The organism is Pseudoalteromonas sp. AS71, assembly GCF_038900275.1.
Taxonomy (GTDB): Bacteria; Pseudomonadota; Gammaproteobacteria; order Enterobacterales; family Alteromonadaceae; genus Pseudoalteromonas.
The window spans coordinates 56203-71658 of record NZ_JBBMQZ010000006.1 but is presented as its reverse complement, the minus strand read 5'-3'; the positions used below and the strand labels follow the sequence as shown (position 1 = coordinate 71658).

Here is a 15456-nt window from a genome sequence, read left to right as displayed (position 1 = left end):
TGAAGTTACTGTATGAAGTTAGTAACTGGAGATATGGCTAAAGAAAATCATACAAAAGGCGGTGTGAATATAGCCCCGTTTGCCACAAATTACGTTGATATTACATTCGAATAGAACAAATAAAAAAGCAAGCCTCTTGGCTTGCTTTAAATATCATTTAATCAATACGAGCAATTAAACTTTTAAGTAATCCATAATACCTTCTGCAGCGTTACGTCCTTCAAAAATAGCAGTTACCACTAAATCTGAACCACGTACAATGTCGCCACCAGCAAATATTTTAGGGTTAGTAGTTTGATGTGTAAACTCACCTTGTTCTGGTGCATTGATGCCACCCCAGTGGTTTATTTCTACATCGTATTTTTCTAACCAATCCATTTTGTGAGGTTGGAAACCAAACGCCATAATAACTTGGTCTGCTTCAATAACATGCTCTGAACCAGGTACTTCTTCAGCGCGGCTTCTGCCTTTTGCGTCAGGTTCGCCTAATTTAGTTTTAACCATTTTAACGCCGGTCACTTTACCTTTATCGTTCAATACAATGCCTTTAGGCTGAACGTTATACGTAAATATAACGCCTTCTTCTTTCGCGTTTTTAACTTCACGTTTAGAGCCTGGCATATTTTCTTTATCACGACGATAAGCACACGTTACTTTTGCCGCATTTTGTCGAATAGACGTACGTACACAGTCCATCGCTGTATCACCACCGCCAAGTACAACTACTTTTTGATTAGCCATATCAATACACGGTTGTTTTGTCTCGTCGTAGCCCATTACACGGTTCGTATTACCAATCAAAAACGGCAATGCATCGTGAACACCTGGTGCATCTTCGTTTTCAAGGCCCGCACGCATACTCTGATACGTACCAACCCCTAAAAATACAGCGTCGTAATCAGCTAAAATTTGATCAAGTGTAATATCAACACCTACTTCAACATTTAACTTAAACTCAACGCCCATCTCAGTAAATATTTCACGGCGCTTTTGCATTACTGATTTTTCAAGTTTAAAAGAAGGAATACCAAATGTGAGTAGTCCGCCAATTTCTGGATGACGATCGAACACCACTGGTTTAACACCATTTCGTACTAAAATATCAGCACACCCTAAACCTGCAGGGCCCGCACCAATAATAGCTACTTTTTTGTCGGTCCATGTTACATAAGACATATCAGGCTTCCAGCCCATTTTAAATGCCTCATCAGTAATATACTTTTCAATATTACCAATTGTAACTGCACCAAACTCTTCGTCGAGCGTACACGAGCCTTCACACAAGCGGTCTTGTGGGCAAACACGCCCACAAACCTCTGGTAAGCTATTTGTACGATGAGAAAGCTCAGCCGCCTCGATAATACGGCCTGTGCGTATTAACTTTAACCATTGTGGAATGTAGTTATGTACTGGACATTTCCACTCACAGTATGGGTTACCACAATCTAAACAACGGTCAGCTTGTGAGTTAACCTGATTCTCTGAAAAGGGTTCGTAAATTTCTACGAAAGATTTTTTACGTGACGAGATTGGTTTCTTGCGTGGGTCTACACGCTGCACGTCTATAAATTGATATACATTTTCGCTCATACTGCCCCCTTATTGCGCCTGAACACGTAGTTCGGCACTACTGCGAGCGCGATGCCCGAGTAAACTTTTTACGTCGCTTGATATCGGTTTAACTAATTTAAACATAGGTAAGTACAATTCAAAGTTAGCTAAAATACTTTCTGCACGGCATGAGCCTGTAAGCTCTAAATGCTCGGCAATTAAGCCGCGTAAATGCTCTTGATGCGATGTTAATTCATCCAGTGTTACTATTTCTACAAGCTCTGGATTAATGCGTTTTTCAAAATCATTTCGTTCATCTAAAATATAAGCAAAACCACCTGTCATACCCGCACCAAAGTTAACACCTACATTGCCCAGTACACATACAACGCCGCCCGTCATGTATTCACAACCGTTGTCACCTACGCCTTCTACAACCGCTTGCACACCTGAGTTACGCACTGCAAAACGCTCGCCAGCACAACCTGCAGCAAATAGTTTGCCACCCGTTGCGCCGTATAAACATGTATTGCCTGCAATTGTTGCTTTATGACTTTCAAAAGACGAACCAAGTGGTGGACGAATTACTAGCTTACCACCCGCCATGCCTTTACCTACGTAATCATTAGCATCACCAACCAGTGTCATTTCAAGACCCCCAGCATTCCACACACCAAATGATTGACCCGCAGTACCATGTAGTTCAATTGCTACAGGGTCTGCCGCCATACCTTGATTACCATATTTATCAGCAATATAGCCAGAAAGCATTGCACCAACCGATCTGTCCGTATTACAAATACGACTTACTAGTGAAATACCGCTTGATGCATCAATTGCTTCTTGTGCCTTAGCAAGTAGGCTCTCATTGAGCTTTCCTAAATAATGCGAGCTATTAGGTACACTGCAATAAAGAGTCTCACCTGTTGGGTTATTTGGCTGAGCAATTACAGAAGATAAATCAATTTTCTTTTGCTTCGCTGTTTTACCTTCAATTTCTTCTAGTAAATCCAGGCGACCAATTAAGTCAGTTAAATTTGCAACACCTAAGCTTGCCATAATTTCACGCGCTTCTTGAGCTATGAACTTAAAGTAGTTCATAGCCATTTCTGGTAAGCCGTGGTAATGCTTTTGACGAAGTGTTTCGTCTTGTGTTGCAACACCGGTCGCACAGTTATTTAAGTGACAAATTCGTAAGTATTTACAACCAAGCGCAACCATTGGGCCGGTACCAAAGCCAAAGCTCTCGGCACCTAAAATCGCTGCTTTAATAATATCTAAACCTGTTTTTAAGCCACCATCTGTTTGTAAGCGAATACGATGACGAAGGCCATTCTCAACAAGTGCCTGCTGCGTTTCAGCAAGACCAAGCTCCCAAGGGCTACCAGCATATTTAACAGAAGTAAGCGGACTTGCGCCTGTACCGCCGTCGTAGCCAGAAATAGTAATTAAATCGGCATATGCTTTAGCAACACCTGTTGCAATAGTTCCTACGCCTGGTTCTGAGACCAGTTTTACAGAAATAAGTGCTTTAGGGTTAACTTGTTTTAAATCGAAAATCAGCTGTGCTAAATCTTCAATTGAATAAATATCGTGATGTGGTGGTGGCGAAATTAACGTAACACCCGGTACCGAATAACGAAGTTTTGCAATATACGGGGTTACTTTTTCACCCGGCAATTGTCCACCTTCGCCTGGTTTTGCACCTTGTGCTACTTTAATTTGAATAACGTCAGCACTGCGTAAGTAATGAGGCGTTACACCAAATCGACCTGAAGCAACTTGTTTAATACGCGAGTTTTTCTCTGTACCATAACGCAGTTTATCTTCGCCGCCTTCACCAGAGTTTGAGCAACCACCTAAGCGATTCATTGCAATTGCTAGCGCCTCATGCGCTTCTGGAGATAGTGCACCAATACTCATTGCTGCTGAGTCAAAACGCTTGTATAGGTTTTCTGCAGACTCTACTTCATCGATGCTTATACCTTGCTCAGGTAATTTAAGCGCTAACATATCGCGCAAAGTCGCTATTGGGCGATTATTAACTAAATCAGCGTACGCACTGTAGTCTTTATAATCACCTGAACGCACCGCTTTTTGAAGCGTTTGAATAACATCAGGGTTATAAGCATGATACTCACCACCGTGAACGTACTTAAATAAACCACCGTGGCTTAATAATTTACGCTTACTTAAAGCAAGCTTGTGCAAACTTTGCTGATCGTCATCAAAGTCAGTAAAGCATGCACCTTGTATGCGACTTGCCACACCTTTAAAGCACATGTCAACAATGGCATCAGATAGACCAACTGCTTCAAACAACATTGAACAACGGTATGACGCAACCGTACTTATGCCCATTTTAGACATAATTTTGTATAAGCCTTTATTAATGGCTTTACGGTAAGCAAGAGTAACCTCGCAGTACGATTTATTAATAATTTTGCTGTCGCTCATCGCAACAAGCGACTCATACGCTAGGTATGGATAAATTGCTGTAGCACCAAAACCTAATAACACAGCAAACTGGTGCGCATCACGCACACTACCTGTTTCAATAATAATATTTGATTCACAACGAAGGTTGTTATCAACAAGGCGCTTTTGTACAGCGCCTACAGCCATTGCCGCAGGGATTGGTAAATTCGTTTCATCAAAATTACGGTCAGTTAAAATAAGCATGATACAACCAGCGGCTGCTTTTTCTTGTGCTTGGTCACAAATACGCGTAACCGCGTTTTCTAAACCCTCTTCAACTGTGTAAGTAATGTCAATTTTACAGTAGCTGTAGTGCGCTTCATCAGCATTTAATAGCTGCTGCATATCTGCGTACATTAAAATTGGTGTATCAAACTGTAGGCGTTTAGCGTGGCCTGTAGTTTCGTTAAATACGTTTTGCTCACTACCAATACAGGTTGCAAGCGACATTACATGGTTTTCACGCAGTGGATCGATAGGTGGATTTGTTACCTGCGCAAATTTTTGGCGGAAGTAATCATAAAGCGAACGGTGTCCTTCACTAAGCACAGCAAATGGCGTGTCGTCACCCATAGAGCCTGTCGCTTCTTGACCATTTTCACCCATTACACGGATAACGCTATCAAGCTCTTCGTTGGTATAACCAAACATTTTTTGATATTTAGCTAACGTTTCGTCATCAAATGAGCGATTACCGGCGTCTTGCTCAGTCAGTTCTTCAAATGGAACTAAACGCTTAACGTTTTCTTCAAGCCATGATTTATAAGGGTGGCGAGATTTTAAATCTTGATCAATTTCATCAGAGTGCCAGATTTTGCCAAGTTTAGTATCAATGACTAATAATTCACCTGGACCAACACGGCCTTTTTCAACCACTTCATCGGCAGTGTAATCCCAAATACCTACTTCTGATGCAAGCGTAATAAAACCATCTTGTGTAATTACATAACGCGCAGGACGAAGCCCATTACGGTCAAGGTTACAAGCCGCAAAACGACCATCCGACATAACAATACCGGCGGGGCCATCCCATGGTTCCATATGCATAGAGTTAAAGTCGTAAAATGCACGTAAATCATCGTCCATTGCACGGTTTTTTTGCCATGCAGGTGGCACGAGCATACGCATAGCGCGGAATAAATCCATGCCACCAGCTAAAAACAGCTCAAGCATATTATCTAGGCTTGATGAATCAGAACCGGTTTCGTTTACAAACGGCGCTGCGCTTTGTAAATCAGGAATAAGCGGTGACGCAAACTTATATGAACGTGCGCGTGCCCACTGGCGGTTACCTTCAATAGTATTAATTTCACCATTGTGTGCTAAATAGCGGAAAGGTTGAGCTAAAGGCCAACGCGGTTGTGTATTAGTAGAAAAACGCTGATGAAAAACACAAATCGCACTCGTCATACGAATATCAGCTAAATCTAGATAAAAATTAGGTAAATCTGCAGGCATCATTAAGCCTTTATAGATAGTTACCAAACCAGATAGACTTGCGATATAGAAAGCTTCGTCATCAACAATGCGCTTTTCAGCACGGCGGCGCGCTACGTACAAGCGACGCTCTAAATCTTTAGAGCGCCAACCTTCTGGCGCGCTAACAAAAATTTGTTCAAAACCCGGTAATTGCTGTACAGCAATAGGACCCAGCATTGATGGGTCGGTTGGTACTACACGCCAACCTAAAATATTTAGCGTTTCTTTTTCTAATTCTTCACTAAGTATTTTTTTTGCAGCTTGCGCTAAAACGGGATCTGAATTTAAAAATATCATACCCACTGCATAGTTTTTGCCTAAGTGCCAGTTGTGTTCACTAGCAATAGCACGGAAAAAGCTATCTGGCTTTTGTAATAATAAACCACAGCCATCACCTGTTTTACCATCAGCAGATATACCGCCACGGTGTTGCATGCGATCAAGCCCCGTAATAGCTGTACGAATAAGCCTATGGCTAGCTTGACCATTAACTTGAGCTATTAAGCCAAAGCCACAATTTTCTTTTTCTAACTTTGAGTCGTATAACATAGACCCCTCCCCTTGCTGCACTGTTAGCGTGGATGAACTACTCGACGATTTGCTAACAGACGGACAAAACTAGCCTCTATCTTAAATAGAGTCAATAGCACTTTGAATACATATTCACATTCTTGAATATTTCTCACTTCATAGCAAGATTTCTTTTTACCATTACTTTTAACATTTAGCGTTATTTTAACCACTATTTTTTCATGACACTGGTGTCAACTTTAACATATTGTAAAAAATACAAGGCTTCGTCGTGACAGCTTACGTAAACGTAAAGGTAGCAAAAAGTGAATAAGTATTCAGCAACGGAGGGGCTATTCAGTTAACATTTAGATAGTTTTGTGCTATTTCATTACTTTAATGACTTAACATCCCCGATTATTGCTGCTCATTAGTATAGTTATGAAAGTTCATGTCATTTTTTGTACGTTAATAGTGAATTTTTATTTAAACCAGTGTCCGATGCGGACACACAAACTGTCCGCGGACATGAATTTAAAGAACAAAAAAAATAAAATCACTTAAATATCAATACCATAATTGTTGGCATATTAATCGTATAGCTTTATATATAATCGCTAATTGGAATTACTATGTTTACTCTGAGCTTATTTTTACTCTCTCCTATTGCCGCTATTTGCACAGCAGCTTTATTACTGCTGTGCGAAAAATACATAAAAGCAACTTAGGGGAAATTAAATGATTAAAGATACCAGCGCACAAGACGTACAAGTAAAGGCTCCTATAAGCTATAAAAAATACGCGATAATCACTGCGATTGTTTTCATTGTGGTCTCTGCAATTGCTTATATTTTTTTAACTAGCCATAGCGCTAAAAGCTCTATTAGCCGCTCAATAGTGCAAATTGCAAAAGTACATGTTAAAGCACTTATTCGGGACATTGCCGCCAGTGGTAAAATTGTTGCTGCCAATGCCCCTCAAATCTATAGCCCAGAACGTGGATTTATAGATTTAAAAGTAAAGGCCGGTGATACAGTAAAACAAGGCGACACACTTGCCCTGCTGCAAAGTCCTGAGTTGACTAATGAATTAAAGCAACAGGAGTCTGTACTTAAAAGGCTTGAAGGCGAGCAGCAAAGGCAACATTTGCAAGCAAGACGCCAAACACTCACCTTAAATAAAACACTCGATATGGCACAAGTTGAGCTTAACGCCGCTGAGCGCGAAAATCGTCGTGCGCAGTTATCAATTCAAAAGCACTTAATCAGCCAAATTGATCTTGAAAAAGCAGTTGATGATTTATCACGTGCAAGGCTCACATATAAGCATGCACAACAAGAAGTATTACTTGCCAAAGACACGCTCGCCTTTGAACTACAAGCAGCTAAAAGTGATGTAATCCGCCAACAACTTATTGTTGATGACTTAATCCGAAAAGTAAGAAACCTATCTATTAAGGCTACCGTTACAGGGATTGTGGGTAACCTATTAGTGCAACAAAAAGCCGCAGTGACGCAAAGCCAACCTCTTATGACTCTCGTCGACTTAAGTAATTTTGAAGCCGAACTCCAAGTTCCTGAAAGTTACGCAAACGAATTAGGGCTCGGTATGGAAGTAGAGCTTAAGTTAGGCAATGAAACAGTGATGGGGAATTTATCCGCCATATCACCAGAAGTAAATAATCGTGAAGTAACAGCACGCGTCCGGTTTAAAGGTGTTACTAACAATATTCGTCAGAACCAACGCTTAACTGCACGTATTTTACTCGACAACCGAGAAGGTGTAATGCAAGTAAAGCGTGGTGCATTTATGCAGCAAGGCGGAATTATAGCTTATAAGGTAGAAGGCAATATTGCAAAGCGTATACCTATTACAATAGGCGCCACCAGCATTAATGCGGTTGAGCTTTTAAGCGGACTAAAAGAAAACGATGAAATTATTATTTCAAGCTACAGCGACTTTAAGCAAGCCAACACGATTTTATTAAATTAAACAGACGTTCTCAACCAACGCTAAAAATAATTAGGAACAACCATGTTACAAATGAACAATGTAAGTAAAGTATACCAAACAGAAATGGTACAAACCCATGCGCTTCGAGATTTTAATCTGCACGTAAAAGAAGGCGAATTTATTGCTGTTACTGGTCCTAGCGGCTCAGGAAAAACAACCTTTTTAAATATTGCAGGTATGCTCGAGCCTTTTAACGAAGGTGAATACCTGTTGGATGGCGTTAATGTTGGCAGCCTAAACGATAACCAACGTGCTGATTTACGTAATCAAAAAATTGGCTTTATATTCCAAGGCTTTAATTTGATCCCCGATTTAAATTTATATGAAAACATAGAAGTTCCTCTTCGCTACAGAGGGATTAAAGCAAATGAGCGAAAACGTCGAATTGAGCAATGCCTTGAACAAGTTGGTTTAGCATCTCGCGCTAAACACTTACCTCAACAACTCTCTGGTGGCCAGCAACAACGTGTGGCAATAGCCCGTGCGCTTGCTGGTGAACCTCGTTTTTTACTTGCCGATGAGCCAACAGGTAACCTTGACAGCTTAATGGCTCGCCAAGTTATGGAGTTACTTGAACAAATCAATCGCGACGGTGCCACTATTGTAATGGTAACGCATGATAGCGAATTAGCCCGTCGTGCTCCGCGTAATATTCAAGTAGTTGATGGACAACTTGCCGACTTTACGCTTTATCAGGGCGCGCAAACTATAAAAACAGCATCGGGGGTTTAACTAATGTTTATTCATTATTTAGATTTAAGTTGGCGCAGCTTCAAGCGCACCCCACTGGTTAGCTTTTTAATGGTACTTGCCATTGCGATAGGTATAGGCATAACAATGACCAGCCTTAGTGTTTATCACATGATGTCGGCCGATCCTATTCCAGAAAAAAGCAGCCAACTTTACAGTGTGCAATTACAAACAATGGACGATGGTATTACGTGGTGGACAGAAGATAACATGCCACTGCAACTGACCTATCAAGATGCAGAGAACTTATTAAACGCACCCACGTCAGAGAAAAAAGTGGCTATGATGCGTACCGGCTTTTCAGTTTATCTAGACTCCGACAAAATAAAGCCTTTTATAGGTAATGCTCGCATGACAACGCCTGACTTTTTTAGCATGTTTAATTTGTCATTTCTATACGGAGGGGCTTGGAGCAAAGAGCAAGAAAACTCAGCCGCACCTGTGGTTGTTATTACCAAAGAGATAAACGATAAACTATTTGCAGGACAAAACTCCGTCGGAGAACTGATTTACTTAGATGATGCAAGCTATCAAGTAGTTGGTGTTATTAACCATTGGCCTCTCAATATTAAATATTATGATTTAAATAACGGTGCATTTAATCAAGTAGAAGAGTTATTTATGCCCTTTAGCTTAATAAAGGCAAAAGAGCTAGTAAGTTGGGGCAATAGCAATGGATGGAAACACGAAAACACACCAACCTTTGCAGATAAACTGCAATCTGAGCAAGTATGGATCCAGTTTTGGGCAGAGCTAAATACGCTTGAACAAAAAAAAGTCTATCAAAATTACTTATTAGCCTATATGCAAGAACAACAAAAACGTGGTCGATTTAATCGTAAAGAACTTGAGTATAAACTTCGCGATGTAAACCAATGGATGCAATACAACAACGTCGTCACCGAAGACAATAAAATTTTAGTGGGCCTGAGCTTTATGTTCTTAGGTGTCTGCTTAGCCAATATTTTAGGTTTACTTTTAGCTAAGTTTTTACGCAGAGCGCCGGAAGTAGGTGTAAGACGCGCATTAGGTGCTAGTAAAAGGCAAATATTTTTACAGCACTTAGTTGAGGTCGCCATGCTTGGCTTTATAGGTGGCATGCTAGGAATTGTACTAGCACAACTTGGCTTAATGGGCGTAGGACAAAGCTACGACTACTATGAAAACTTAGCGACAATGGATTTAACCATGCTATTGAGCGCCCCATTGATTGCAATTACAACCTGCATTTTAGCTGGTTTGTACCCAGCTTGGTTAGTGTGTAAAACCAATCCTGCTATTTATCTTAAGAGCCAATAAGGAATGTCACAATGTTAGAAATAAAACCTATATTTAACGCCTTATGCCGCTCAAAGGTGGGCGCTGTATTACTACTAATTCAAATTGCAATCACAACGGCAATAGTCAGTAATGCTGCATTTATCATTCAAGACAGAATTAGCTATTTAAACCAAGAAACGGGCTACCCTGAACAAGATATATTTAAGTTTAATGTAATGACCTTTGGTACTGATATTAACTTAAGTCAGCAGTTTGAGCTTGATGAAAGCATGCTTAGAAAAATGCCAGGCGTGGTCGATGCCGCATTAAGCAGTAGTATTCCACTATCAGGGAGTGGCAGCGCTTCGAGCTTTAATTTAAAACCTGCTCCACAAGAAGGCCTAAGTGTCAGGACCGCTTATATTTTTATAGATGACCACGCAATTAATACCTACGGCGTTAACTTAATTGCAGGGCGAAACTTTACCGAAGATGAAGTGCTCGTTACAAACGAAATTACACAAAAGCGTACCAACGTCACTATAGTCACTAAAGCCTTACTTGATGAGCTCTACCCTGATGGAGATGGTTTAGGGAAAATAGTTTATTTTGGTGACCTACCACTTAAAGTTATTGGCGTGATCGGAAAAATGAAAGGCCCGTGGCTCAAAGACAGTAAACCCGATAATCTTGCGTTTATTCCTTATATTAAAGCAGCAAGTTATGCACAAGTTGCCGTTCGTACTAAGCCTGGTCAGCGAGCAGCTGTAATGAAAGAAATAGAAAATGCTATGCTCGAAAATTACAGCAAACGCGTTATTAACAACATTAAAGGGCTTGATGAATTAAAAAATGAGTATACCGCTCAAGATCGCCTTATGATGCGCATGCTCATAGTATTAATCACTATTTTAGTACTTATAACCGCTCTCGGTATTTTTGGCTTAACCTTATTTAATATTAGCAAACGTACTAAGCAAATTGGTACACGCAGAGCACTTGGCGCAAGAAAGTCAGCTATTGTTAGCTACTTTTTAGTAGAAAATGCATTAATTTGTAGCCTAGGTTTAGCCTTAGGTGTAGTAACAGCAATACTACTTGGGAAAATGTTAATGCAGTATTTTTCTGTAGCCGCACTACCGCCAAGTTATATAGCCGTTACCGCCATTGCCGTATTTTTAATGAGTTTACTTGCAGTATTAGCGCCGGCTAAACGCGCTGCCAATATTTCGCCCAGTATCGCAACTCGCACTATTTAATAATATGTAAATCACTATGCTACACTGCTTAGTAAGGCAGTGTAGCCATTAAAAAATTATAAAAATAACCTATGACTCATAAAATACTCATTGTTGATGATAACCAAGCAGTACTCGACGCACTTTCATTGTTGCTCGAGATCCACGATTTTTCGGTAGTCACTGCAACAAATCCATTTGATGCTTTGCAAATAGTTCGCTATCAGCGAATTGAGCTTGTAATTCAAGACATGAACTTTACCAGCGACACAACCTCTGGCGAAGAAGGTAAAACGTTGTTTTATGAACTACGAGAAATAAACCCACACCTACCTATTATACTTATTACAGCCTGGACCGAACTTGCCACCGCCATTGAGCTTGTAAAAGCCGGTGCTGCTGATTACTTACCAAAACCCTGGGATGATGCAAAACTACTAGTTTGTATCGGTAACTTAATAGAGCTAGGCAGTGCTAAAAAAATAGTGGCGACACATAATCGCCATCAACAAGAACGTGAAGGTACATTTAAAAGCGCAGACCTTGCTGGGCTAATATTTAAAAGTACTGCGATGGAACGACTGGTTACTATGGCGCTTCAAGTGGCTAAATCTGATATATCTGCATTAATTACAGGCCCTAATGGGAGTGGCAAAGAGTGTATTGCGCATATTATTCAAAAAAACTCCCCGCTTGTATCGCAACCTTTTATTAAGGTAAACGCCGGTGCACTACCGCAAGAACTTATAGAGGCCGAACTTTTTGGCGCTGAAGCTGGCGCATACACGGGGATAACCAAACAACGTATTGGTCGATTTGAAGCAGCTGATGGCGGTACGTTATTTTTAGATGAAATTGGTAATTTACCACTTTCAGGACAAATAAAATTACTACGCGTACTACAAACCGGCGAGTTTGAACGTTTAGGCTCAACACAAACACGAAAGGTAAATGTGCGGGTTATATCGGCTACTAACGAAAACTTACTACAAGCAATTCAACAAGGTCGATTTAGGGAAGACTTATATTATCGTCTTAATGTAATTGAGCTCAATGTGCCTGCCCTAAGTGAAAGACAAGATGATGTTTTAGCACTCATTAGCCACTTCTTACCTCACCGAGAGCTGACTATAAACACAGAGCAAGCACTTCAACATTATAAATGGCCAGGTAACGTTCGAGAGCTAGAAAATGCTTGTAAACGTGTAGCGGTACTAAAACCAACAGGTGCGCTTACAGTCGATGACTTTGCACTTTCGTCATCGGTTACTGCTCAACAAGAAGCAAAAGCAGAGCCGACCAAACAGGAAATAGAACACGCAATGCGCGCTCATCAAGGTGTTATAGCCAAAGTGGCCCGTGAATTTGGTTTAAGCCGACAAGCACTTTACAGGCGGTTACAAAAAATGGGTATTGATTATTAATGCCAAACATTATTAGCCACTTTACCCTAAGCCAAAAGGTTCTGTTAATTTGCGCACTTTGTAGCGCGCTGCCTGTTTTTATTATTGCCGCACTTAGTGGTTTTGATATTTACTACACTCTTTTTTTAATATTACTAACGCTTGCATTTAGCACCTTGCTTTCAAGAGCTCTCACCAAGCCAATAAAGCTTGGCATGCAATCGCTCGAAACCGGGTTGCTTAATTTTAAAGATGGTGAGCTCTCCAGCTTACTAGCGTATAAAAGTAATGATGAACTTGGAAAACTATGCCGACTTTATAATCAAACCGCTAAACAGCTTCGCCAAGAAAAACAATGGATTTACCAGCGCGAGTTAATGCTTGATAAAGTATTGCAAAGCTCGCCGCAAGCGTTATTACTGGTCAATGATAATAATACGGTGGTATTTAGTAATTTAATTAGCCGTAGTTTATTTAATAGCGCAACCCGCCTTGAAGGTATGCAGCTAAGTAAATTACTCAAAAATTCGCCTCTGCAATTAATAGCAGCTATAGAGCACGGTGTTGATGGCCTCTTTAATATAGAAATAGAGAATCAAGACTCGCAAACTTGGCATTTAGCCACCGGGGAGTTTTTACTCAATAACCAAAAGCATCATTTATATATATTTAAACAATTAACCCGTGAGCTTAGTCGCCAAGAAGTTGCCGTGTGGAAAAAGGTAATACGCATTATCAGCCACGAATTGAATAATTCACTCGGCCCTATGTCGTCCATGTTACATAGCGCACAATTGCTCGCAAATAAAGTTGATGAGCCCCGCCTTGCCCGTGTATTTGCAACTATTGATGAGCGAATTAGTCATTTAACTGAATTTGTACAAGGCTATGGCAAGTTTGCTAAATTACCTCAGCCACAAAAAACACGGATTAACTGGCAAAACACACTCAATAATTTAAAAAATCACTGGCAATTTAGCTACGAAATAAAAAATTCACACAATGAATTACAAGCTGATCAAGCCCAACTCGAGCAGCTGCTGATAAACCTATTAAAAAATTCACACGAGTCAGGCTCCAACGCCAATGAAATACATATTCAGGTCGAGTTTGTACCCCAAACATGTGTTATAAATGTAAGCGACTGCGGCAAAGGAATGAGCGAGCAAGTAATGGCAAATGCTTTAGTGCCCTTTTATTCAACAAAAAGTACGGGGAGTGGTTTAGGGCTAGCTTTATGCAGAGAAATAGCAGAAGCGCATCAAGGGCATATAAGTTTACATAACAAAATAGAGGGCGGCTTAAACGTACAAGTGAGCCTTCCTTATTCATAAATTTACACAAATTAAAAACAACAAAGCCACTTAAGAAGTGGCTTTGTGTTTAAAGAGCTTAATAACCTGAGTTCAGGTTGAGTAATAAATTACTCTGCGTCAGCTTCTTTATATTTAGCAGCAGTTTCAGTAATTAACGGCTGTAATTCACCGCGTTGAAACATTTCGATAATAATGTCACAACCACCAACTAATTCGCCATCTACCCAAAGTTGTGGGAATGTTGGCCAATTTGCGTATGCTGGAAGCTCAGCACGAATGTCTGGATTAAGTAAAATATCAACGTATGCAAATGGTTCACCACATGACATTAACGCTTGCGATGCTTGTGAAGAAAAACCACAATTTGGTAATTTTGGTGACCCTTTCATGAAAAGGATTATTGGATTTTCTGAAATTTGCTGTTTAATTTTATCAATGGTTTCCATCTACAACCTCAAAGTAACGATAGCTAAATATATTTAGGTCTTGAAAATAACTCATCGTGACCACAAATATATAACTTAAAATGGGCAAATAAAGCCGCAATTGAAATAGTCTTTCGCAATAGCATTGCTGTTTGCTTAAACTTGAGTAAAATACTCAACAATTATAGTAACACTATATTACCGCTTGGTATAGGTAACTGCTCTGTTTCAACAGGCATTACGTATTACCAAATGGACTATCAACCAAAGAAGATGGAGATAAAAAAATGGCATTTGAACTACCGTCACTACCATATGCAATCGACGCACTTGAGCCACATATTTCAAAAGAAACGCTAGAGTTTCACCATGGCAAACACCACAACACATACGTGGTTAAGCTTAATGGTTTAATCCCTGGTACTGAGTTTGAAAACAAATCTCTAGAAGAGATCGTATGTTCATCAGAAGGCGGCGTATTTAACAACGCAGCACAAATCTGGAACCATACTTTTTACTGGAACAGCTTATCTCCAAACGGCGGCGGCGAGCCTACTGGCGCAGTTGCTGATGCAATCAACGCTAAATGGGGTTCTTTCGATGCGTTTAAAGATGCATTAAATGACAAAGCAGTAAATAACTTTGGTTCAAGCTGGACGTGGTTAGTTAAGCTTGCTGATGGTTCACTAGACATCGTTAATACATCTAACGCTGCTACACCATTAACTGATGATGGCGTTACTCCAATCCTTACAGTGGATTTATGGGAACACGCTTACTACATTGATTACCGTAACGTTCGTCCAGATTACCTTAAAGGTTTTTGGTCGCTTGTTAACTGGGAATTCGCGAACGCTAACTTCGCTTAATTAGCCTTTAAACGCTAATGTTAAAAAGACGCTTAGGCGTCTTTTTTTGTTTCTTGTTTATCACACCTAAGCGCCTCACCATTTAATAAAACGCTTTTAGTAACATGATCTTTTTTCACTTAAATTTTTAATTTTATTGCACAAAAATACACATTCGTGACTAG

At 40.2% G+C, this 15456-nt stretch carries 10 protein-coding genes; 7 read left to right on the top strand and 3 right to left on the bottom strand.

What is annotated here, in order from left to right; all coding sequences use genetic code 11:
* Positions 1-174: 174 nt before the first annotated feature.
* Together WNY98_RS06095 and gltB are read right to left on the bottom strand one after the other, a co-directional pair.
* On the bottom strand, positions 175-1590 hold the full coding sequence (locus tag WNY98_RS06095) for an FAD-dependent oxidoreductase (RefSeq protein ID WP_024598346.1): 1416 nt from the start codon (positions 1588-1590) through the stop codon (positions 175-177).
* A gap of 9 nt (positions 1591-1599) precedes the next feature.
* Complete coding sequence (gene gltB, locus WNY98_RS06090; RefSeq protein ID WP_342877387.1) at positions 1600-6057, bottom strand: glutamate synthase large subunit; 4458 nt, start codon at positions 6055-6057, stop codon at positions 1600-1602.
* 699 nt (positions 6058-6756) lie between these two features.
* Here gltB and WNY98_RS06085 point away from each other — a divergent pair.
* From WNY98_RS06085 to WNY98_RS06060, 6 genes are all read left to right on the top strand, one after another.
* A complete protein-coding gene (locus tag WNY98_RS06085) occupies positions 6757-8010 on the top strand; it encodes an HlyD family efflux transporter periplasmic adaptor subunit (RefSeq protein ID WP_342877386.1) in 1254 nt (417 codons plus the stop codon).
* 42 nt (positions 8011-8052) lie between these two features.
* Positions 8053-8763 (top strand): ABC transporter ATP-binding protein, encoded by a 711-nt coding sequence (locus WNY98_RS06080; protein ID WP_342877385.1) that lies wholly within the window; start codon positions 8053-8055, stop codon positions 8761-8763.
* A 3-nt stretch (positions 8764-8766) separates the two neighbouring features.
* Entirely contained in the window at positions 8767-10080 is a 1314-nt protein-coding gene (locus WNY98_RS06075; protein ID WP_342875045.1) for an ABC transporter permease, read from the top strand.
* A gap of 11 nt (positions 10081-10091) precedes the next feature.
* The gene (locus WNY98_RS06070; RefSeq protein WP_294113158.1) at positions 10092-11300 is read left to right on the top strand and encodes an FtsX-like permease family protein; all 1209 of its coding nucleotides are present in this window, start codon (positions 10092-10094) and stop codon (positions 11298-11300) included.
* A gap of 71 nt (positions 11301-11371) precedes the next feature.
* Positions 11372-12703, top strand: coding sequence for a sigma-54 dependent transcriptional regulator (locus WNY98_RS06065; RefSeq protein WP_342875044.1), 1332 nt, complete (start codon positions 11372-11374; stop codon positions 12701-12703).
* Complete coding sequence (locus WNY98_RS06060) at positions 12703-14016, top strand: ATP-binding protein (protein WP_342877384.1); 1314 nt, start codon at positions 12703-12705, stop codon at positions 14014-14016. Before WNY98_RS06065 ends, WNY98_RS06060 begins: the two co-directional genes overlap by 1 nt.
* 89 nt (positions 14017-14105) lie before the next feature.
* Here the strand turns inward: WNY98_RS06060 and WNY98_RS06055 are convergent, their stop codons facing one another.
* On the bottom strand, positions 14106-14444 hold the full coding sequence (locus WNY98_RS06055; RefSeq protein WP_004335359.1) for a Grx4 family monothiol glutaredoxin: 339 nt from the start codon (positions 14442-14444) through the stop codon (positions 14106-14108).
* 266 nt (positions 14445-14710) lie between these two features.
* Between WNY98_RS06055 and WNY98_RS06050 the strand changes: the two genes are divergently transcribed.
* On the top strand, positions 14711-15292 hold the full coding sequence (locus WNY98_RS06050; RefSeq protein ID WP_002960323.1) for a Fe-Mn family superoxide dismutase: 582 nt from the start codon (positions 14711-14713) through the stop codon (positions 15290-15292).
* The last annotated feature ends 164 nt before the right edge of the window (positions 15293-15456 follow it).

Coding starts and splice junctions, on each gene's coding strand:
- WNY98_RS06095 (WP_024598346.1), bottom strand. CDS start 1,590: ATGAGCGAAAATGTATATCAATTTATAGACGTGCAGCGTGTAGACCCA.
- WNY98_RS06050 (WP_002960323.1), top strand. CDS start 14,711: ATGGCATTTGAACTACCGTCACTACCATATGCAATCGACGCACTTGAG.
- WNY98_RS06060 (WP_342877384.1), top strand. CDS start 12,703: ATGCCAAACATTATTAGCCACTTTACCCTAAGCCAAAAGGTTCTGTTA.
- WNY98_RS06065 (WP_342875044.1), top strand. CDS start 11,372: ATGACTCATAAAATACTCATTGTTGATGATAACCAAGCAGTACTCGAC.
- WNY98_RS06070 (WP_294113158.1), top strand. CDS start 10,092: ATGTTAGAAATAAAACCTATATTTAACGCCTTATGCCGCTCAAAGGTG.
- WNY98_RS06075 (WP_342875045.1), top strand. CDS start 8,767: ATGTTTATTCATTATTTAGATTTAAGTTGGCGCAGCTTCAAGCGCACC.
- WNY98_RS06055 (WP_004335359.1), bottom strand. CDS start 14,444: ATGGAAACCATTGATAAAATTAAACAGCAAATTTCAGAAAATCCAATA.
- WNY98_RS06085 (WP_342877386.1), top strand. CDS start 6,757: ATGATTAAAGATACCAGCGCACAAGACGTACAAGTAAAGGCTCCTATA.
- WNY98_RS06080 (WP_342877385.1), top strand. CDS start 8,053: ATGTTACAAATGAACAATGTAAGTAAAGTATACCAAACAGAAATGGTA.
- gltB (WP_342877387.1), bottom strand. CDS start 6,057: ATGTTATACGACTCAAAGTTAGAAAAAGAAAATTGTGGCTTTGGCTTA.